24 protein-coding genes are annotated in these 18,106 nt (G+C 70.7%); 11 read left to right on the top strand and 13 right to left on the bottom strand.

The annotated features are described in order from the left end of the window. The first annotated feature begins 37 nt into the window (after window positions 1–37). The 3 genes from HC031_RS01600 to cutA (HC031_RS01590) are packed head-to-tail and all read left to right on the top strand — an operon-like array spanning window position 38 to window position 2,266. Entirely contained in the window at window positions 38–1,366 is a 1,329-nt protein-coding gene (locus HC031_RS01600; protein WP_167923302.1) for a cytochrome P450, read from the top strand. Window positions 1,367–1,406: 40 nt separating this feature from the next. Then, entirely contained in the window at window positions 1,407–1,940 is a 534-nt protein-coding gene (locus HC031_RS01595; RefSeq protein ID WP_167923301.1) for a GNAT family N-acetyltransferase, read from the top strand. 2 nt (window positions 1,941–1,942) lie between these two features. Continuing rightward, window positions 1,943–2,266 carry a divalent-cation tolerance protein CutA gene (gene cutA, locus HC031_RS01590; RefSeq protein WP_167923300.1) on the top strand — a complete coding sequence of 108 codons (324 nt, stop codon included), beginning with the start codon at window positions 1,943–1,945 and terminating at the stop codon, window positions 2,264–2,266. 18 nt (window positions 2,267–2,284) lie between these two features. Here cutA (HC031_RS01590) and HC031_RS01585 read toward each other — a convergent pair whose 3' ends face one another. After that, window positions 2,285–2,539 carry a colicin immunity domain-containing protein gene (locus HC031_RS01585; RefSeq protein ID WP_167923299.1) on the bottom strand — a complete coding sequence of 85 codons (255 nt, stop codon included), beginning with the start codon at window positions 2,537–2,539 and terminating at the stop codon, window positions 2,285–2,287. Between the two features lie 395 nt (window positions 2,540–2,934). Here HC031_RS01585 and HC031_RS01580 point away from each other — a divergent pair, with 395 nt between their 5' ends. Continuing rightward, a complete protein-coding gene (locus HC031_RS01580) occupies window positions 2,935–3,531 on the top strand; it encodes a hypothetical protein (RefSeq protein ID WP_167923298.1) in 597 nt (198 codons plus the stop codon). Window positions 3,532–3,544: 13 nt separating this feature from the next. Then, window positions 3,545–3,727, top strand: a complete 183-nt coding sequence (gene cutA / locus HC031_RS01575; protein WP_205862093.1) for a divalent cation tolerance protein CutA — start codon at window positions 3,545–3,547, stop codon at window positions 3,725–3,727. A 41-nt stretch (window positions 3,728–3,768) separates the two neighbouring features. On the opposite strand, the gene HC031_RS01570 is transcribed toward cutA (HC031_RS01575), so the two are convergent. From HC031_RS01570 to HC031_RS01540, 7 genes are all read right to left on the bottom strand, one after another. Continuing rightward, a complete protein-coding gene (locus HC031_RS01570) occupies window positions 3,769–4,188 on the bottom strand; it encodes a hypothetical protein (RefSeq protein WP_167923296.1) in 420 nt (139 codons plus the stop codon). Between the two features lie 106 nt (window positions 4,189–4,294). Continuing rightward, window positions 4,295–4,726, bottom strand: a complete 432-nt coding sequence (locus tag HC031_RS01565; protein WP_167923295.1) for a hypothetical protein — start codon at window positions 4,724–4,726, stop codon at window positions 4,295–4,297. A gap of 116 nt (window positions 4,727–4,842) precedes the next feature. Continuing rightward, on the bottom strand, window positions 4,843–5,145 hold the full coding sequence (locus tag HC031_RS01560; protein WP_167923294.1) for a contact-dependent growth inhibition system immunity protein: 303 nt from the start codon (window positions 5,143–5,145) through the stop codon (window positions 4,843–4,845). A gap of 132 nt (window positions 5,146–5,277) precedes the next feature. Next, the gene (locus HC031_RS01555; RefSeq protein ID WP_167923293.1) at window positions 5,278–5,994 is read right to left on the bottom strand and encodes an ABC transporter permease; all 717 of its coding nucleotides are present in this window, start codon (window positions 5,992–5,994) and stop codon (window positions 5,278–5,280) included. Then, the gene (locus tag HC031_RS01550) at window positions 5,991–6,938 is read right to left on the bottom strand and encodes an ABC transporter ATP-binding protein (RefSeq protein WP_167923292.1); all 948 of its coding nucleotides are present in this window, start codon (window positions 6,936–6,938) and stop codon (window positions 5,991–5,993) included. The genes HC031_RS01555 and HC031_RS01550 overlap by 4 nt, the downstream gene beginning before the upstream one ends. Beyond that, window positions 6,935–7,783, bottom strand: a complete 849-nt coding sequence (locus tag HC031_RS01545) for an ABC transporter permease subunit (protein WP_167923291.1) — start codon at window positions 7,781–7,783, stop codon at window positions 6,935–6,937. The genes HC031_RS01550 and HC031_RS01545 overlap by 4 nt, the downstream gene beginning before the upstream one ends. Continuing rightward, window positions 7,776–8,687: an ATP-binding cassette domain-containing protein gene (locus HC031_RS01540; protein ID WP_167923290.1), complete on the bottom strand. Its 912-nt coding sequence runs from the start codon at window positions 8,685–8,687 to the stop codon at window positions 7,776–7,778. Before HC031_RS01540 ends, HC031_RS01545 begins: the two co-directional genes overlap by 8 nt. Window positions 8,688–8,779: 92 nt before the next feature. Between HC031_RS01540 and HC031_RS01535 the strand changes: the two genes are divergently transcribed. Together HC031_RS01535 and HC031_RS01530 are read left to right on the top strand one after the other, a co-directional pair. Then, the gene (locus HC031_RS01535; RefSeq protein ID WP_167923289.1) at window positions 8,780–9,871 is read left to right on the top strand and encodes an ATP-dependent DNA ligase; all 1,092 of its coding nucleotides are present in this window, start codon (window positions 8,780–8,782) and stop codon (window positions 9,869–9,871) included. Window positions 9,872–10,008: 137 nt separating this feature from the next. Next, window positions 10,009–11,511 carry an alpha/beta hydrolase gene (locus HC031_RS01530; RefSeq protein ID WP_167923539.1) on the top strand — a complete coding sequence of 501 codons (1,503 nt, stop codon included), beginning with the start codon at window positions 10,009–10,011 and terminating at the stop codon, window positions 11,509–11,511. Window positions 11,512–11,577: 66 nt separating this feature from the next. On the opposite strand, the gene HC031_RS01525 is transcribed toward HC031_RS01530, so the two are convergent. After that, window positions 11,578–11,745: a DUF4236 domain-containing protein gene (locus tag HC031_RS01525; RefSeq protein WP_167923288.1), complete on the bottom strand. Its 168-nt coding sequence runs from the start codon at window positions 11,743–11,745 to the stop codon at window positions 11,578–11,580. A 71-nt stretch (window positions 11,746–11,816) separates the two neighbouring features. Next, the gene (locus HC031_RS01520) at window positions 11,817–12,764 is read right to left on the bottom strand and encodes a DMT family transporter (RefSeq protein WP_167923287.1); all 948 of its coding nucleotides are present in this window, start codon (window positions 12,762–12,764) and stop codon (window positions 11,817–11,819) included. A 90-nt stretch (window positions 12,765–12,854) separates the two neighbouring features. Between HC031_RS01520 and HC031_RS01515 the strand changes: the two genes are divergently transcribed. Further along, window positions 12,855–13,187: an ArsR/SmtB family transcription factor gene (locus HC031_RS01515; RefSeq protein WP_167923286.1), complete on the top strand. Its 333-nt coding sequence runs from the start codon at window positions 12,855–12,857 to the stop codon at window positions 13,185–13,187. Window positions 13,188–13,254: 67 nt separating this feature from the next. Here the strand turns inward: HC031_RS01515 and ligD are convergent, their stop codons facing one another. Continuing rightward, window positions 13,255–14,259, bottom strand: coding sequence for a non-homologous end-joining DNA ligase (gene ligD / locus HC031_RS01510; RefSeq protein ID WP_167923285.1), 1,005 nt, complete (start codon window positions 14,257–14,259; stop codon window positions 13,255–13,257). 49 nt (window positions 14,260–14,308) lie between these two features. Here ligD and msrB point away from each other — a divergent pair, with 49 nt between their 5' ends. Both msrB and HC031_RS01500 read left to right on the top strand, forming a co-directional pair. Further along, window positions 14,309–14,728: a peptide-methionine (R)-S-oxide reductase MsrB gene (msrB, locus tag HC031_RS01505; protein ID WP_167923284.1), complete on the top strand. Its 420-nt coding sequence runs from the start codon at window positions 14,309–14,311 to the stop codon at window positions 14,726–14,728. Further along, window positions 14,725–15,171 (top strand): GNAT family N-acetyltransferase, encoded by a 447-nt coding sequence (locus HC031_RS01500; RefSeq protein WP_167923283.1) that lies wholly within the window; start codon window positions 14,725–14,727, stop codon window positions 15,169–15,171. The genes msrB and HC031_RS01500 overlap by 4 nt, the downstream gene beginning before the upstream one ends. Window positions 15,172–15,183: 12 nt before the next feature. On the opposite strand, the gene hemQ is transcribed toward HC031_RS01500, so the two are convergent. Continuing rightward, a complete protein-coding gene (hemQ, locus tag HC031_RS01495) occupies window positions 15,184–15,894 on the bottom strand; it encodes a hydrogen peroxide-dependent heme synthase (RefSeq protein WP_167923282.1) in 711 nt (236 codons plus the stop codon). Then, window positions 15,891–17,258, bottom strand: coding sequence for a protoporphyrinogen oxidase (gene hemG / locus HC031_RS01490; RefSeq protein ID WP_167923281.1), 1,368 nt, complete (start codon window positions 17,256–17,258; stop codon window positions 15,891–15,893). Before hemG ends, hemQ begins: the two co-directional genes overlap by 4 nt. 62 nt (window positions 17,259–17,320) lie before the next feature. Between hemG and HC031_RS01485 the strand changes: the two genes are divergently transcribed. Then, entirely contained in the window at window positions 17,321–18,085 is a 765-nt protein-coding gene (locus HC031_RS01485) for an SDR family NAD(P)-dependent oxidoreductase (RefSeq protein WP_167923280.1), read from the top strand. Window positions 18,086–18,106 lie beyond the last annotated feature (21 nt).

Genomic DNA, 18,106 nt, shown 5'->3' with positions numbered 1-18,106 from the left:
ATGGGTAACGTGGGACCCTGGGCGGCAGGTGATCGATATGACGACGACTGCGCCTCCACCCGCCAGACCCACCGCGATCCCCGGTCCGCCCGGGCATCCACTGCTCGGAATGGCGAACGAGCTACGCCGTGACCTGCTCGGCACGATGCTCGACGGGTACCGTCAGTACGGCGACCTGGTCACGTACCGGATCGGGCCGGGTTGGAAATGGCTCGGGCCTCCCGCGGTCGCGGTGTACCACCCCGACGGCGTGCGTCAGGTGCTGACCAACCCGCAGGTGTTCAACCGGCGCACGGCCGGCTTCGAAACCCTCACCGAGATGTTCGGCGAAGGCCTGCTCACCAGCGACGGCGACCTGTGGAAACGTCAGCGCCGGACGTTGCAGCCGCTGTTCACCCCGCAGCGGGTGGCCGGATACACCGACCTGATGACCGCCGAGGCGCAGCGGCTGGCCCGGTCCACCGAAGCGGACACCGTCGTGGACCTGCACGAGCTGATGCAGGTGTACGCGCTGCGCGTCGTCGGGCGGGCGCTGTTCAGCGACGAGGTCGACGACGTCGCGACCGAACTGCAGCGCCTCGTGCCGCTGGCGAGCGACCTCAGCATCGCGCGCAGCATGCAGATCGTACGGCTGCCGCTGGCCGCCCCGACCGTGCGCAACCTCCGGTTCACGCGGGCCAGCGCCGCGCTGTACGCGATCATGGACCGAATCCTCGCCCGCCTCGCCGACCGCGTCGACACCGACAACGACGACCTGCTCAGCCGGCTCCGTACCGCCCGCGATCCCGAGACCGGTCAGCCGCTGTCCCCGCAGGAGATCCGCGACCAGGCGCTGGTCTTCCTGCTCGCCGGCCACGAAACCACGGCGGGCGCGCTGACGTTCACGCTCCACCTGCTCGGCCACCACCCGGACATCCAGGACCGGGTCGCGGCCGGCGGGCCGGACCTCGTCCGGGCGGCGCTGCTGGAGGGCATGCGGCTCTACCCGCCCGCACACAGCACCGAACGGCGGGCGGCGGTCGACACCGAGATCCTCGGCCGGCCCATCCCGGCCGGCAGCCCGGTGCTCGTCTCGCCGTGGGTCACGCACCGGCGCCCCGACTTCTGGCCCGATCCGGAGCGCTTCGATCCGGACCGGTTCCTCGGTGAACGCGACCGCCAGCGGCCTCGGTACACGTACTTCCCGTTCGGCGGCGGGCCCCGCAGCTGCATCGGCGAGCACTTCGCGCTGCTGGAGGCCACCGTCCTGCTGAGTACGGTGCTGGCCCGCTACCGCGTCGAGTCGCTCGACCCGCAGCCACGGGTGACGCCGCTCATCACGCTGCGGCCGGCCGCGCCGGTACGGGCGGTGCTGCACGCCCGGTAAATCCGTATAGCCGGGTGAGCGGCGTCGTTAGGCTCCGGGCATGCCGCAACTGACCGCACCCACCGCTGCCGTCCGCCGGTCCTACCTGGCCGGGCTCGCCGAGTTCCGGGCGGAGGGCCGGCTCGGCCCCGACGACCACTCGATGCTCGGCTGGGCCGCCCGCGACGTGCCCGAGGATCCGGCGGGCTTCGAGCGGTACACGGCGATGATCCGGGCGCTCGCCCTGCCCGACGGACCGCGCCCGGAGGGCTGGGTGCCGTGCAGCGAGCTGTGGTACGTCGACGACGACGAGTGGCTCGGCCACCTCAACCTCCGGCACCGGCTCACACCGGGCCTCCTGGAGGTCGGCGGGCACATCGGGTACGACGTGCGGCCGTCCGCGCGCCGACGCGGCCACGCGACCGCGATGCTGCGCGAAGGCCTGGCCGTCGCGCGTAGCCTCGGCATCGAGTCCGCGCTGCTCACCTGCGACCACGACAACGCCGCCTCGCGTCGCGTCATTGAAAAGGCCGGTGGGGTGCTCGAGGATCAGCGCGGCGACAAGCTCCGGTTCTGGGTACCGACGGAGGGCTGACGATGACCGGATACTGCCAGGTGTCGACGACGACCGACTCCCCCGACGCGGCTGCCGAACTCGCGCGGACGGCGGTCGAGGCGCGGGTGGCGGCGTGCGGCCAGGTCGTCGGGCCGATCACCAGCGTGTACCGGTGGGAGGGGCGGGTCGACAACGCCGAGGAGTGGCTGGTGCTGTTCAAGACCACAGCCGAGCGGGCGGACGCGCTGATCGAGCACATCCAGGCGCTTCACTCGTACCACGTACCGGAGATCATCAGTACGCCGATCACGGCCGGGAATCCGGCGTACCTGGATTGGATCAGCGAGGAGACACGGCCAAGGTAGGCACGCTGCTTGCGGCCGCTACCGTTCGTCAAGGGCGTTCAACTCGGCCAGGACGGCACGTACCTCCGCGACCAGGTCTTCGTCAGTCAGGTCTTCTGGTCCACGCAGTGTTGGATCGATCACGTAGTCATCGAGCAGGTAGAAGACGCGGGTGAGGATCCGGTCGAACTGCTCTCGAACACGCTCTTCCGCATCCAACGCACGTCGGCGTCCGGCGAGCCAAGATCTGGCGAACTCGGGTGCTGAGACGTTCCCCGACACGAGATCACGCATCGCCTGAAGTTGCGACGCAGTGCCGGTGTCCGACTGGACCTGAGACGGGCAGGCCCACGCCCGACGGCTGCGCCGCGGGCCTTCTATAGCGCGATCGTGCGTCACCGTAAGAAGCCCTTGTCCACGATATCGGCGAGAACTACGGCCGGCGCCTCTCCCACGCGCCCCGCGGCGACGGTTGGTACCGACCGCTCGGCGCATTGCCCAGTTACTCGTACCCACCCGGACGCGGTCACGGACCTCACCACACCAGCACGCCGCACCATGTATACCCCAGCGGCACTGACGTTGTATATCGACCGTGAGCAATTAATTGATACCCATCGATCTTCGTGTTGATGATGCGCGAAGAAGCTCGGTGTTTCTTACTAGGCCCCTGACGAAAGTCGAGAGTCTTGACGGACGAGATCGAGGTTGGCAGTGCGCCGTTGCGGCCATACATAAAGGCCGGAGTGCTGGTTGCTACGTCCGCCGGCATCGTCGCCGCACTTCTACTGTTCTCCCATCACGCGTCACATCGCGATCAGGCTCCGGCACGGCCCACCGCGTCGGACAAGTCGTCATCGGTGGACTTGAACACCGACCGGATCGACTATGTCACCGACGCCGACCGCGCTGAGATAACTGTCGCATTTCGCCTGCGCAATGTCGCAGCAAACACGATAGAAATCAGCCAGCCGTCGTTGACCGGCCCGGGACTCGCACCCGACTCCTACGTCGCGCTGCCATCGATGAGTAACGCAGGCGACCTGAATGCGCTACCCACCGCAGCGCCGTCGTTTACGCCGACTCGACTGCCACCGGGTGGCTCGTTGGTCCTAGTCGTGCGCTACCGGGTCGCCGATTGCCACCAGGCACTCACGAGCCCGACTGAAGTCCACGTGACGGCGCGAACCGGGACTCACACCGCGCAAGTTGCGGTGACTCCCAGTCCCATCTCGGGCCAGGCGTGGAACACCGCACTCGCCCGGATGACCTGCACCCACACGTAACTGGAGGTTAATGGTGCACCTACGCAGGTCCGTGCTCGCCCTGCTGGCGCGGGCGACGGCCGAGCGGGTGGACGCGCTGATCGAGCACATCCAGGCGCTTCACTCGTACCACGTACCGGAAATCATCAGTACGCCGATCACGGCCGGGAGCCCCGCGTACCTGGACTGGATCAGCGAGGAGACCCGACCGCGGTAGCCAAGCGGAGGCCAAACCTCGCACGCGAGGCCGGGTCCGCCCTACTCCAGCGTCCCCATGGAAATCACCGCGTCGTCCTGGCCGGCATACGACCAGAACGCCGGCTCGTCGTCGTACTCCAGATCCGCCTCGGCCCACATCGGTCTGGCGGAGACAATGAACCAGTCGTGACTGCGGGACAGCAGGTAGAGATCCCACCGGGGATCGGCCTCCAGCCCGTGCAGTTCACTGAGGCTAGCCCGCTCGTCCTGGGAGGCCTTCCGTAGCGAGAGGCCGCGCAGCACGAACGGCATGCAGAAGTACTGCACGGATTGGAACCACACCTCCAGGCGATGCTCGAAACCCGCGCTCTTGGCAGCGTTCGACTGGAGAAACAGCTGGGTGTGCGTCCTGCTCACATGGGTCACCTGGAAGAGCCTGTCCGGCGCCTCGAGGGACGCGGCGGTGTATCTGCGAATCACGTCGTCCCTCACATCCCCCGGCACCGCTGGACATCAACCTTCCTCGCTGGTAGGACTCGCAGCCAACGCGCTAGGTTGACTGGTCGACTCCGCATGAGGCACGACTTCAGGGCAGCCGTGGGTAAACCCGTTCCCAAGTATCGAGTTCAAGCTCCGCCCGGTCTACGAGGTGTTCTTTGACCCGGAGTACGGGTGTGAGCAGGTTCTTGGCATCCCGAAGCCGGCGAATCTCGGTTACGTCGAGGCCCGCCCATTGGTCGACAATCGCGTCTGCGGCGGCGGCCGACATCGGCACCGCATCGCGGAAGGTGTCCGCAAAGCGGGCCCAGCTGCGCAGCCCGATAATGTCGTCCGGCGGCACGAGGCGCAGCACGACGGTCGTGAGGTTCAACCGCCGTTCGGCGCTCCGGATACGGTCGCTGGTGCCCGCCCGCTCGGCATGAGCGAGCGCACATTCGTACGCGTCATCGACCAGCCGCCACTCGTCGGGGCTCAGCTGCGCGGCGTGGTCGCTGATCTGACTGGTCAGCTGTTCCACGACAGCCAACCAGTCCGGTCCGGTGAGCACCACCCCATCGGACAACACCCAGCGAGCCGTCGTCGGCAGATCAATGATCGGGTCTGCCGGTGAAGCAGCCCCGGACGGTCTCAGGGTCAATCTCGGGACGCCGTGTACTCGTCGACGACCTGCACCATCCGGTGAGCCCACTCCAGATAGCCGACACCGTGTAGCGGCGGGACGTACGACGAATGCCCGTCAGTTGACCACACTTGCTTGAACGTCTCTTCCGGATCGGGGCCGCGCAGCAGGTCGACCAGCTCCTGCCGCAGGTCGGCCACCGTCCTCGGCGATTCCTGCGCGCAGAAGCTCCGAAGCACACCTTCAGGTGAGTGGGCCATCAAGCTGAAGTCCTGGTGATAGTAGCTGCGCGCCAAATTTACGATGGTATCGTACATGCTCTTTAAAATGGGTAAGACGTTTCAATGTGCTAGTTGAACGCCGCGCTGGAGAACGAGACGCTGCTCGAGCTAAGGGCGATGATCCAGCCATCTGGCCCTGTACCGCGCGGACATGTACGAACAAACCGCTCAGCTTGTCTCGCCGGCCACGCTGAACGACCGCAGCCGGTCGATGGCCAGCAGCGTGCCGCCGACGGTGAACACGATGGCCATGACCACCGACACGGATACGGAGACCTGCCCCGCGAACAGGTCGGTGTCGCCCACCCGCGCGGCCAGCGCCGTCACGTACTGCTGGATGGACAGTACCCGGGTCCCGCCCAGCAACTTGCCCAGCAGCCCCTCCCACAGCAGCACGTACAGCAGGCCGAGCAGGACCGGTCGCCGGGTGAGGAGACTGAGCGCGAGGAAGAGACCGGAGTACGCGAACGCGCCGACCACACATCCGACCGCGAGCCCGATGCCGAGCCGCGCCGAGCCGGCGACCAGCCCACCTACGAACATCGGCACTCCGACGGTCACCGCCGTGGCGACGACCGCGACCGCCAGCTTGCTCACGATGATCTCGCGGCGCGGCAGCGGCTTGGCCAGTACATGTACGAGCGTCCCGTCGTCGATCTCGGAGCCGAGCACCCCGGTGCCGACGATGAGCGAGATCACCGGCAGGACGGCCGCGAACCCGAGATTGACGATGACGAACTTGGCCACGGCGGCCGGCGGGGCGCCGAGGGCGCGGGCCAGCACCGCGAGCCCGACCAGCAGCAGCGGCAACGGCAGCAGGAGCAGGAACCGGCGCCGCCCGAAGAGGCCCCGTGCGGTGATCCGCGCGATCGTAGCGTTGATCATGACTCCACCAGGTAGGAGAAGACGCTTTCCAGGGACTCGTCGGCGGGCAGCACCCGCCGCAGCCGGATGCCCGCCCCGCGGGCGATCTTGGGCAGGGCCCGGGTGAACGTGCCGTAGTCGCCGGCGCGCACCGTCAACCCGCCCGCGTCCAGCTCCACGCCGGTCACCGACGGCTGGCCCATCAACGCGACGGCGAGCGCCCGGTCGTCGCTGGACGACACCGTGAACACGTGCGGCCGGTTGGTCATCAACCGCCGGATGTGCCGATAGTCGCCGGAGGCGGCGAGCCGGCCGGCCACGATGACCTGCACGGTCCCGGAGACCTGCTCGACCTCCTCCAGGATGTGCGAGCTGAACAGCACGGTGCGGCCCGCCTCACCCATCCCGTGCAGCAGCTCCATCATGTGCATCCGCTGGCGCGGGTCCATGCCGTTGAACGGCTCGTCGAGCAGCAGCACCTGCGGATCGTGTACCAGCGCCGCGGCGACCCTGGTCCGCTGGCGCATCCCCTTGGAGTACGTGGAGATCCGGCGATCCTGCGCGTCGGCCAGCTCGACCAGGTCGATCGCCCGCCGCGCCGCCGCCTCCGGCTGTGGCAGCCGGTGCAGCTTGGCGCTCGCGAGGACGAACTCCCACCCGGTGAGGAAGCCGTGCACCGCCTCCCGCTCGCTGACCAGGCCGAGCTGCCGGTAGACCGAAGGGTTGCGCCAGGTCGGAGCGCCGCCGACGAGTACTTCGCCACGCGACGGCGCCAGAAAGCCGGCCATCATGTGCAGCAGGGTCGTCTTGCCCGCCCCATTCGGGCCGAGCAGGCCGGTCACGCCGGCTGTCAGGGCCATGGTGACGTCGTTGACCGCCACCACGTTGCCGTACCAGCGGGAGACGCCGCGCAGGTCGACCGCGGGGGCGACGGCCGTCGCGCTGTCGGCGGTCACGGTACTCATCGGGCCACCCTCCGGTAACGGGCCAGCAGGAGCAGGAGGCAGGCAGCGAGCAGGACGACCATCGCCAGGCCGTACACCGGCCCGTACGGGCGCACCTCGGGGCCCGCGACCCCGAACAGCCAGGTGCCGACGCCCTGGACCACCGTCGTGGGGCTGGCGAGGAACGCGAGCTTCTGCGCGGTCGGGCCACCGATCACGGCGATCACGCCGACGATGGGGGTGGTCACGATGAAGACGGCGACCACCACCGCGGCGGCGACCGCGCGCCGCCCCGCCAGTGACGCGACCAGCAGTGACAACGACCCGTACACGGCCGCGTAGAAGGCCGCCTGTGCCAGGCCGGGCAGGAAGTGGACGATCTCCTTGCCGACAGCCCCCGCGCCGTGCACGGAGAACACGCCGCCGACGAGCATGAGCACCAGCGGGCCCGCCAGCATCAGCCATACCGCGGTCACCAGCGCCCCGAGCTTCGCGAGCGCGTAGTCGCTACGGCGCAGCGGCCGGGAGAAGTACAGCGGCAGCACGCCGCCGCGCAGGTCGCGCGAGACCAGTTCGGGCGCGGCGGCCGCGCAGAACAGGGTGGTCAGCAGCGCGATCATCGAGGGAAAGTCCGCGTAGCTGACCAGCGGCCGCCCGGCCTGGGCGCGGATCGCGGTGAGGACGGTGGCGACGACCACGGCGAGGCCGGCCGTCGCCCAGGGGAAGATCTTCGCCTTCGCGCTGCGGCCCAGGCCGAACGCGGTGCGCAGGCCGTGCAGGTACAGCGACCGGGAGGCGTACCCGCGCCCGAGCCGGGGGCCGGTGTAGCGCTGGTACCCGATGTCGTGGATGACCCCGCTAGGCATGGACGTCCTCCGTCCGGAACAGTTCGGCGACGCGGTGGCGGCGCTGGTCGAGCCGGTGCAGCGGCAGGTCCAGGTCGGCGATCGCGTCGAGCACCAGGTCATACACCGCGTCCTCACCCAGCGGGATGAGCAGGCACCGCCCCTCCGGATCGGCTCGGACGCCGAGCGCGGCCAGCCGGGCCGCAAGCCTGTTCGTACCCTCGGCGACCTCGACGGTGAGCACATCGGTCGCCGTGGTCATCGCGGCGATCCGGTCGGAGCGCAGGAGACGCCCGCCGTCGATCGCGACCAGGGAGTCGCAGATGCGCTCGACCTCGCCGAGCAGGTGGGAGCAGACCACGACCGAGATGCCGAACTCGGTCCCGATGCGCTGGACCAGCGCGAGCATCGCGTCCCGGCCGGCCGGGTCGAGGCCGTTGGTCGGCTCGTCGAGCAGCAGCAGGTCGGGATCGTGTACGAGCGCCTGCGCCAGCTTGACCCGCTGCTTCATGCCGGTCGAGTAGCCGCCGATCTGCCGGTACCGCTCCTCGTAGAGGCCGACGTGGCGCAGCGCCTCCGAGGCCCGTTCCCTGGCGGTCGCCCGGGGCAGCCCGCTCATGCGGCCCATGTGCGTGACGAACTCGGCCGCGACCAGGTCGGGCGGCAGGCAGTCGTGCTCGGGCATGTAGCCCACCCGCGCGCGGACCTGTTCGCCGTCGGTCGTCGGGTCCAGGCCCAGGACGCGTACCCCGCCGGCGGTGGGCGGCAGCAGCCCCAGGAGGATCTTGATGAGGGTGGACTTGCCGGCGCCGTTCGCGCCGACCAGGCCGACGATGCCCGGCTCCACGCTCACCGTCAGGTCGGACAGGGCCACGACGCCGTTCGGGTACCGCTTCGTGAGTCGCTCGGTGGTGATCAGGGTCACGCGCCCACGGTACGGAGCCGGCGCCAGTCCAGATATCCGGAGACACCCTGAGACATCCCCGAATTGTCGGTGCCAGGTGCGAGACTTCGTCTATGAAGCTGCCGGTACTGCCGCCGATCGAACCGATGCTGGCCACGAGCGTGCCCGAGATCCCGACCGGCGAGGCGATGACATACGAGCCGAAGTGGGACGGGTTCCGCCTGATCGTGTTCCGCGACGGCGACGAGATCGAGCTGGCCAGCCGGGGCGGCAAGACCATGACCCGGTACTTTCCGGAGGTCATCGAGCAGGTGCGGGCCCAGTTCCCGCCGCGCTGCGTCGTCGACGGCGAGCTGGTCGTGATCCGCCACGATCCCGATTCGATCCCCAAGCTCGACTTCGAGCTGCTCGCGCAGCGCATCCACCCGGCTGCGTCGCGGGTCAAGCTGCTCGCGGAGACCACGCCGGCGTCGTTCATCGCGTTCGACCTGCTGGCGGTGGATGACGTGTCGTTGATGGACACCGGGTACGCGGCCCGCCGGGCCCGGTTGGAGGAACTGCTGGCGGACGTGAAGCCGCCGGTGCACGTCACGGCGGTGACGCACGACCTCGCCACCGCCCGGGAGTGGTTCGACGTGCTCGAGGGCGCCGGGCTGGACGGGCTGGTGGCCAAGCCGGCCGACATCCCGTACGCGCCGGGCAAGCGGCTCATGTACAAGATCAAGCACGCCCGTACCGCCGACGTCGTGGTCGCCGGGTTCCGGTGGCACAAGGATGGTCCGATCGTCGGGTCGCTGCTGCTGGGCCTGTACGACACCAACGGGGTGCTGCACCACGTCGGGGTGAGCGCCTCGTTCAGCAAGGCCCGCCGCGCCGAGCTGGTCGAGGAGCTGGCGCCGTACCGGATGCCCGCCGCCGAGCACCCGTGGGCCGCCTGGACCTCGGCGGAGGCGCACGCCAACGGCACGCAGCGGATGCCGGGCGCGCCGAGCCGCTGGACCGGCAAGAAGGACCTGGGCTGGGAGCCGCTGCGCCCCGAGCTGGTGATCGAGGTCGGCTACGACGCGATGGAGGGCGACCGGTTCCGCCACACCGCCCAGTTCAAGCGGTGGCGGCCGGACCGCGAGCCCCGCTCGTGCACGTACGAGCAGCTGGAGCGGCCGGTCCGCGTCGACGTCACCGAGGTGCTCGCCGGCCGCGTGTGAGGCCGGGGCGAGAGCGCGGCGAGCGCGTGCGAGCGCGCGGACGGCGCGGGCGACGTACGCTCGAACACCCGACACCCGTCGCCGAAAGAGGGGTCCCCGCGGTGGTCCGACGCTCCGCCCTGGCCGTGCTCGTCGCCATGGTGCTCGTGCTCGCCGGCTGTATCGGCCCGAACACCCGCTGGAGCTCCCCGACGTCGGGCGCCGGCGCCTCGTCCACGCCCAAGGCAGCCGCCGCCACCACCGTCAGCTGGCGGTCCTGCCCTGAGGTCGCGAAGGCCGCGCTGGGCCGGACCCCGCCCAACGTCACGTACGACTGCGGCACGGTGAAGGTGCCGCAGGACTGGAAGAACCCGACCAACGGCAAGCAGTACGGCATCGCGCTGCTGCGGGCCCGCGCCACCCACCAGACCGGCCGGATCGGCTCCCTGCTCGTCGACCCGGGCGGCCCCGGCGGCTCGGGCGTGGACCTCGCGGCGTACCTGTCCGTGGGCCTGCCCACGGCGGTCACGGACCGTTTCGACATCGTCGGCTTCGACCCGCGTGGCGTCGGCCGGTCCGAGCCGGTGAAGTGCTTCTCCGACGGCGAGCTCGACGCGTCGTTCGGTGCCGAGCCGGATCCGGTGTCGCAGGCCGACTTCGACAAGGCCGTCGCGCTGGCCCGCACGATGGCGCAGAGTTGCGGCACCAAGTACGGCGACAGCCTGCGGCTGTTCTCGACCGAGCAGGCGGCGCACGACATGGACGCCATCCGCTCGGGTCTCGGCGAGCAGAAGCTGACCTACCTCGGGTACTCGTACGGCACCCTGCTCGGGGCCACGTACGCGCAGCTGTACCCGGCCCACGTCCGCGCGCTCGTGCTCGACGGCGCGGTCGACCCGACGCTCAACTCGGTGGCGGCGGCCGAATCGCAGGCGAAGGGCTTCGAGCGGGCTTTCGACAACTTCGCCGCCTGGTGCGCCAACAACGCCGGTAAGTGCCCGATCGCGCCGGACGCGCGGGCCGCCGTGACGTCGGCGATGGACGCGGCGCGCCACAGCCCCGTACGCGGGCCGGACGGCCGGTCCGCCACGGCCGGCTGGATCCAGACCGCGGTCATCTCCTCGCTCTACAGCCAGGAGCAGTGGAGCCAGCTCGCGACCGCGATCGACAACCTGCGCAAGGGCAACGCGTCCGGGGTGTTCCGGCTGGCCGACTCGTACGCCGAGCGGGACTCGCACGGCCACTACTCCAACCTGTTCGACGCGAACATGGTGGTCAACTGCACCGACGACCCCAACACGCCGTCGGTCGACAAGCTGCGGGCGCTGCAGGCCGACTGGCGCAAGAAGTACCCGATGTTCGGCGCGTCCACGGCGCTCAACCTGGTCTGCGCGCAGTGGCCGGGCAAGCGCGACGCGTACCCGGCCGGGGCCGCCAAGGGGGCGCCTCCGGTGGTGGTGGTCGGCACGACCGGCGACCCGGCGACCCCGTACGAGCAGACCGCCAAGCTCGCCGACATGCTGGGCGTGGGTACGGTGCTCACCTGGCAGGGCGAGGGCCACACGGCCTACCCGCAGACCCGCTGCATCACCGACGCGGTCAACAAGTACCTGATCGATCTGACCGTCCCGACGAAGGGCACGACCTGCCCCGCCCAGTAACTCGGCGATCTTGGACACTTGGCGGGCCTATGGCACCGCCAAGTGTCCAAGATCGCGGGGTAGCGGCTAGCTGGAGCGCCACGAGAACGGGCCGGGCAGGTCGAAACGCCGCTTGCGGGTACGCGAGTTCCACGACCACCGGCCGAGGTGGACGCTCCAGGACGACAGGCCCTTACGTCCGAGGTTGAACCGCAGCGGGCCGAGCTTGACGGTCTTGCGGTACAGCAACGGCATGGGAAGCTCCTCTCGCATCCGGTACGCCCCTCATGTACCCGGTACGGCGGCTCTCCATTCACGGTGCCGAATCAAGCGGCCTCGGCGTGGACACCGGACATCTGCTCCTCCCGCGCGAGGACGGTCACGGCCGCCGTCGACCGGCGGGTCAGCGCGCCGCGCGCGTACAGGTTCGCCGTTACCAGCGCCCCGATCGTGATCAGCGCACCGGCCACCTCCGCCACGCCCGGCCGGTAGCCGTGCAGCATGGCCACGACGAACGCGGTCACCGGCACCAGGTTCATGAACAGCGCCGCGTTGCCGGCGCCGAGCCGCCGGACCGCCGTGTTCCAGGCGAGGGCGCCGATGACCGTACCGGCCACGGCGATGTAGGCGAGCTCCCAGCCGGCCGACCGCACCGCGGACGGCGTGGGCAGGTGCTGCCAGCCGAAGGCGTCGGCGACGGCGGTGACGACCACGACGACGACCGTGCCGGCGAGCGCGCTCAACGTACTGAAGCGCAGCGGCGACCACGTCCCGAACCGGCCGGCGCCGTGGGTGTAGACCGCCCAGCCGGTCACCGCGGCGAGCATGAGCAGGTCGCCGACGTTGACGGCGGCCAAGGTGTCGAACCGCCCTCGGGTGATCACCAGGGCGACACCCACGAGCGCGACCGCGACCAGCGCGAGGGTGACCGGCCGCGGCCGCTCGCCGTCGCGGGCCCACCGCACGAGCACGGTCAGCAGCGGGGTCAGCGCCATCATCAGCGCGGCGTGCTGGGGCTGGGTGTAGGTCAGCCCGACGCTCAACAGCAGGTTGAAGGCGGCGAACCCGACGGCACCAAGGACGGCCACCTCGACGGTCCGGCCGCCGAAGCGCAGCCCGGCCCGCCCCTCCCGCCAGGCCAGGATCGCGATCAGCAACAGCGTCGCCAGGACGTACCGGATCGCGGTCAGGTTGAACGGGTCCACGAGGTGGACCGCCTCACCCATGACCGAGAACATCACACCCCAGAGGACGACGGCGAGCAGTGCGGGCATGCCCGGACCTCCTTAGTTCGGTATCATTGGAACGAAGAGTACGGGGCTTGTTCCAAAAAAGTCGAACCAAGAGCAGGTGTGGCTGATCACATGGGCGAAGTGACGGAGCCGGCGCTGGCCGACGTGCCGGTGACGGCGGTACTGCAGGCGCTCGCGGATCCGACCCGGCTGCGGATGGTGCGGACGATCGCCGACGGAGGCGAACGGCTCTGCGGCATGCTGGAGGAGCAGTTGCCGAAGGCGACGCGGTCGCACCACCTGAAGGTGCTGCGGGAGGCCGGCGTCACGCACACCCGCGTGGTCGGCACCGGGCGCTATGTGTCGCTGCGCCGCGAGGAGCTGGACCGGCACTTCCCGGGCCTGCTGCCCGCCGTACTGACGGCCGCCGAGCCGGCCGCCGCCGAAAAACGGGCCGCCGTATGACAGGGGCCGGCCGCCGCCGAAAAACGCGCCATCGTATGACAGGAGCCGGCCCAGGTGGGACGGGCGCTCAGCCCTTCAGATCCCGGTCCTTGCTCGGCTGTACCCGCTTCGGCTCCCCCGGCATCTTCGGGTAGTCGGGCGGGTACGGCAGGTCGGTCCCGCCCTGCCGCTCGTACCACTCCAGCAGCGGGGTGATGTCGTACGCGACGTCGTCGATGCCCGCGAACGGGTCGACGCCGGCCGCCAACCGCGCCGGCACGGTCGAGAGGTCGAAGTCGTCGGGCTCGACATCGATCAGCTCGTCCCAGGTCACCGGGGTGGACACGGTCGCGCGGGGGTTGGCCCGCAGGGAGTACGCGCAGGCGATGGTCCGGTCACGCGCCGCCTGGTTGTAGTCGACGAACACCTTGGCGCCGCGCTCCTCCTTCCACCAGGCCGTGGTCACCAGGTCGGGCCGGCGGCGCTCGATCTCGCGGGCGAGCGCGATCGCGGCGTGCCGTACGTCGACGAAGCTCCACTCGGGCCTGATCCGCACGTACACGTGCACGCCCCGGCCGCCGGAGGTCTTGGGGTACCCGGTCCAGCCCAGCTCGTCGAGGATCTCGCGGACGGTACCCGCCACCTTCACCGCGTCGGCGAAGTCCGTGCCGGGCTGCGGGTCGAGGTCGATGCGCAGCTCGTCGGGGCGGTCCACGTCGGCGCGGCGCACCGGCCACGGGTGGAACACGACGGTGTTCATCTGCGCGGCCCAGACGACGTGGGCCAGGTCGGTCGGGCAGAGCTCGTCGGCGCTGCGGCCGCTCGGGAAGGTGATCTTCACGGTCTCCAGCCACGGCGGCACGCCCCGGGTCGGCACTCGCTTCTGGAAGAACGACTCGCCGCCGACGCCGTCGGGGAAGCGCTGCAGCGTCGTCGGCCGGTCGCGCAGCGACCGCAGGATCGCGTCGCCCGCCGCGAGGTAGTACTCCACGACGTCCCGCTTGGTGAACCCGCGCTCCGGGAAGCACACCCGGTCGGGGCTGCTGACCCGGACCGTCCGGCCGGCCACCTCCACGTGCAGCTCATCCGCCATGAGCGCACACCATACGCGCATCGCGGGTCCGTGGTGTTTGATCGGAGGCATGGAGCACGGAACCGAGCAGTCAGAAGCACACAAGACCGACGAGGAGTGGCGGGCGATCCTGTCGCCGGCCGAGTACCAGGTCCTGCGCGAGGCCGGGACGGAAGCGCCGTGGACCGGCGAGTACGTCTCGACCAAGACCAAGGGTGTGTACCGCTGCCGCGCGTGCGGCGCCGAGCTGTTCTCCAGCGACACCAAGTTTGAAAGCCACTGTGGCTGGCCCAGCTACTGGAGCCCGCTCGCTGAGGACCGGGTGCGCCTGCTCGAGGACAACTCGCTGGGCATGCGGCGGGTCGAGGTGCGCTGCGCCCGCTGCGACTCGCACCTGGGCCACGTCTTCGAGGGCGAGGGCTACCCGACCCCCACCGACCTGCGGTACTGCATCAACTCGATCAGCCTGACGTTGGAGCCGGCCGAGTGATCCTGCGCACGGCCCGGTTCGCCGATCTCGACGCCGCCACGCTGTACGCCCTGCTGAGGCTGCGGGTGGACGTGTTCGTGGTGGAGCAGAAGTGCCCGTACCCGGAGCTGGACGGCCGGGATCTCGAGCCCGGCACCGTGCACCTGTGGCTGGAAGGCGAGGGAGCCCCGAGCGCGTACCTGCGGGTCATGGACGACCCGGACGCGGCGCGGATCGGACGGGTCTGCACGGCCGTGGCCCATCGGGGCGCCGGCCTGTCCGGCCGGCTGCTGGCGGCGGCGCTCAACCTGATCGGCGGCCGGCCGTCGGTCCTGGACGCCCAGTCGTACCTGGTCGACTTCTACACCCGGTTCGGCTTCGAGATCGACGGGGCGGAGTTCGTCGAGGACGGGATCCCGCACGTGCCGATGCGCCGGCCCGGCGGGCCGGCGCATCGGGCGTAGCAGAGCCGGTGGCTACGGCATCGCCGCGACGATGTCGCCGATCGGCCGCCGCCGCCCGGTGTAGAACGGAATCTCGACGCGTACGTGCCGGCGGGCGCCGGCGGCGCGCAGCTCACGCATGAGGTCGACGATGCGGTGCAGCTCGTCGGCCTCGAACGCGAGCATCCACTCGTAGTCGCCGAGGGCGAACGCCGCCACGGTGTTGGCCCGCACGTCCGGGTAGTCGCGCGCCATCCGGCCGTGCTCGGCCAGCAGCGCGCGGCGCTCCTCGTCGGGTAGCAGGTACCACTCGTAGGAGCGCACGAACGGGTAGACGCTGACGTAGTCGCGGACCCGCTCGTCGGCGAGGAACGCCGGCAGGTGGCTCTTGTTGAACTCGGCCGGGCGGTGCAGCGCCATCTGCGACCACACCGGCTCCAGGTGCCGGCCCAGCGCGGTACGCCGCAGCAGCCCGTACGCCTCCTGGAGGGCCTCGGGGGTCGACGAGTGCCACCACACCATGAGGTCGGCGTCGGCGCGCAGCCCGGACACGTCGTAGGTGCCGCGGACCACCACGTCCTTGTCGGCCAGCTGGCCGAACAGCGCGTCGACCTCGGCGGCGAGCTCGTCGCGCGCGGCGGGGCCGAGCGGGTCGGCGACCCGGAACACCGACCACATCGTGTACCGGATCGTGGCGTTGAGCTGCCGAATGCGGGCGGCGTTGGTCTGGGACTCGTCGGTCATGGCTTCAATCCTTCCAGGATCCGGTCGGCGGCCGTCCAGCCGGACTGGACACAGGCCGGGATGCCGACCCCGTCGTAGGCGGCGCCCGCGAGCGCGACCGTCGCCGGCAGTCCGGACCGGGCGGCGGCGACCCGGTCGAGGTGGCCGGGGGCGTACTGCGGCAGTGCGCCGCCCCACCGCTGCACCAGCGTATCCACCGGCTCCGGCAGCTCCCGACCCAGCAGCTTGCCCAGCTCGGCGTGGGCGAGCGTGGCCAGCTCCGCGTCGTCGCGCTGCAGGACGCGCTCGTCGCCGTAGCGGCCCAGGGAGGTCCGCACCACCGTGACGCCGGGGCGGCGCTGGTGCGCCCATTTCCGGTCGAAGAACGTGGCGGCCTTCACCGCGTACCCTTCGCTCGCCGGCACCAGCAGACCGGATAATTCAGGCAAATCAACGGAAGGCAGCGCGAGCGTGACGAGCGCGACGCTCGCGTAGTCGAGGACGCCGACGTTGTCGGCCGCCTTCGGTGCGATCTCCGCCAGCAGTCGGGCGGCCGGCTTCGCCGGGGTCGCGAGGATCACCGCGTCGGCGCTGATGGTCTGCGGGTCCCGCGTCGCGCCGATGGTGACGCGCCAGCCGGCGGCATCGGCCGCGACGGCCCGGACCGGCAGCCCGAGCCGGAGGTCCACGGCCGCGAGCCGCTCGGTCACGGCCGACACCAGGCGGCCCACTCCCCCGACGAGCGTGCCGAAGATGGGACCGCTGCTTGCCGGCCGGGCGGCGAGGGCCGCACGTACCGCGCCGGTGAGGGTGTGCTCGCGGCGCGCGGTCGCCGCGAGCGCCGGCATCGTGGTGGCCAGCGAGAGGTCGTCGGCGCGCCCGGCGTACACCCCGCCGAGCATCGGGTCGACCAGCCGGTCGACGACCTCGTCGCCGACGCGCCGGCGGACCAGCGCGCCGACGGAGACGTCCTCTCCCGCGCCGAGCAGCGGCCGGCCACCGTCGTGGTCGCGCCCGGCATCCGCCGCGGCGACCCCGTCGAGGGCGGCCAGGTCTCCGGGTACGCCCTGAAGCGTGCCGGTCGGCATCGGCCGCAGCCGCCCGCCGACCGCGAGGGCCGCCCGGCCGATCGCCGGGTGGACCAGGTCGTCGGCCAGGCCGACGGCGTGCACCAGTTCGATCGCGGCGCTCGGCCGGCCGCGCGGATCGCGGAGCGCGAACGCCTCCGCGCCCAGGTCGACCGGACCACCGGCGATCTCGCCGGTACGCAGCTTGCCACCCAGGTGGCCGGCCTGTTCGACGAGCACCACCTCGGCGCCTCGATCCACCAGCCGGTACGCGGCGGCCAGCCCGCTGATACCGCCACCGACGACGACGACACGCATAGGCCTATCGAAGACCCAGGGGTGCGGGCCCCGACCGGCGGGGTGGCCGTAAGGTGACCGCGATGACTGACGACACACCCCGGGTGGCCGCGATCACCGGTGCCGCGCAGGGCATCGGCCGGCGCACCGCCCAACTGCTCGCCGCCGAAGGCTTCGCCCTCGCCCTGCTCGACCGGAACCCGATCGCCGGCTTCGACGCGCTCTGCTGCACCGGCGACGTCTCCGACGAGAGCTCCGTGTCCGCCTTCGCCCGCGCGGTGCAGGCCCGGTACGGCCGGATCGACGTCCTGGTCAACAACGCCGGCATCTCCTGCATCGGGCCGACCGAGGAGACCCCGGCGCCGCTGTGGCGGCAGGTCCTGGAGGTCAACCTCACCGGCCCGTTCCTGCTGTCGCAGGTCTTCGGTCGCCAGATGCTCGCCCAGGGCAGCGGCTCGATCGTCAACATCGCCTCGGTCGCGGGGCTGCGCGGCATCGCCGACCGGGCCGCCTACAACGCCAGCAAGCACGGGCTGATCGGGCTCACCCGTACGCTCGCGGCCGAGTGGGGCGGGCGCGGCGTGCGCGTCAACGCCGTCTGCCCGGGCTGGGTGAAGACCGAGATGGACGAGGCCGACCAGGCGGCGGGCGGCTACGCCGACACCGACATCACCGAGCACACGCCGGCCGGCCGGTTCGCGAGCCCGGAGGACATCGCGCAGGCGGTGGCGTTCCTGGCCGACCCGGCGCGCAGCGCGTACGTCAACGGCGTGGCCCTGTCGGTCGACGGCGGCTGGGCGGCCGACGGTTCGTGGCCGGCGCTGCGGCTGGGCGCCCGGGGTCGCTGACGGCGGTGTCTACGTCTCCAT

Origin of the sequence: Planosporangium thailandense, assembly GCF_011947195.1 — a bacterium.
GTDB lineage: Bacteria > Actinomycetota > Actinomycetes > Mycobacteriales > Micromonosporaceae > Planosporangium > Planosporangium thailandense.
This window is presented reverse-complemented; position numbering and strand designations above follow the sequence as displayed.

Bases quoted from the DNA above. Each gene is read 5' to 3' on its own strand.
- HC031_RS01530 (WP_167923539.1), top strand. From the start codon at position 10,009: ATGGTGCTCGTGCTCGCCGGCTGTATCGGCCCGAACACCCGCTGGAGC.
- HC031_RS01550 (WP_167923292.1), bottom strand. From the start codon at position 6,938: ATGAGTACCGTGACCGCCGACAGCGCGACGGCCGTCGCCCCCGCGGTC.
- hemG (WP_167923281.1), bottom strand. From the start codon at position 17,258: ATGCGTGTCGTCGTCGTCGGTGGCGGTATCAGCGGGCTGGCCGCCGCG.
- hemQ (WP_167923282.1), bottom strand. From the start codon at position 15,894: ATGACCGACGAGTCCCAGACCAACGCCGCCCGCATTCGGCAGCTCAAC.
- HC031_RS01515 (WP_167923286.1), top strand. From the start codon at position 12,855: ATGGGCGAAGTGACGGAGCCGGCGCTGGCCGACGTGCCGGTGACGGCG.
- HC031_RS01485 (WP_167923280.1), top strand. From the start codon at position 17,321: ATGACTGACGACACACCCCGGGTGGCCGCGATCACCGGTGCCGCGCAG.
- HC031_RS01555 (WP_167923293.1), bottom strand. From the start codon at position 5,994: ATGATCAACGCTACGATCGCGCGGATCACCGCACGGGGCCTCTTCGGG.
- HC031_RS01600 (WP_167923302.1), top strand. From the start codon at position 38: ATGACGACGACTGCGCCTCCACCCGCCAGACCCACCGCGATCCCCGGT.
- ligD (WP_167923285.1), bottom strand. From the start codon at position 14,259: ATGGCGGATGAGCTGCACGTGGAGGTGGCCGGCCGGACGGTCCGGGTC.
- cutA (WP_167923300.1), top strand. From the start codon at position 1,943: ATGACCGGATACTGCCAGGTGTCGACGACGACCGACTCCCCCGACGCG.
- HC031_RS01525 (WP_167923288.1), bottom strand. From the start codon at position 11,745: ATGCCGTTGCTGTACCGCAAGACCGTCAAGCTCGGCCCGCTGCGGTTC.
- HC031_RS01545 (WP_167923291.1), bottom strand. From the start codon at position 7,783: ATGCCTAGCGGGGTCATCCACGACATCGGGTACCAGCGCTACACCGGC.
- HC031_RS01560 (WP_167923294.1), bottom strand. From the start codon at position 5,145: ATGTACGATACCATCGTAAATTTGGCGCGCAGCTACTATCACCAGGAC.
- HC031_RS01535 (WP_167923289.1), top strand. From the start codon at position 8,780: ATGAAGCTGCCGGTACTGCCGCCGATCGAACCGATGCTGGCCACGAGC.
- HC031_RS01585 (WP_167923299.1), bottom strand. From the start codon at position 2,539: ATGCGTGATCTCGTGTCGGGGAACGTCTCAGCACCCGAGTTCGCCAGA.
- HC031_RS01520 (WP_167923287.1), bottom strand. From the start codon at position 12,764: ATGCCCGCACTGCTCGCCGTCGTCCTCTGGGGTGTGATGTTCTCGGTC.
- HC031_RS01595 (WP_167923301.1), top strand. From the start codon at position 1,407: ATGCCGCAACTGACCGCACCCACCGCTGCCGTCCGCCGGTCCTACCTG.
- msrB (WP_167923284.1), top strand. From the start codon at position 14,309: ATGGAGCACGGAACCGAGCAGTCAGAAGCACACAAGACCGACGAGGAG.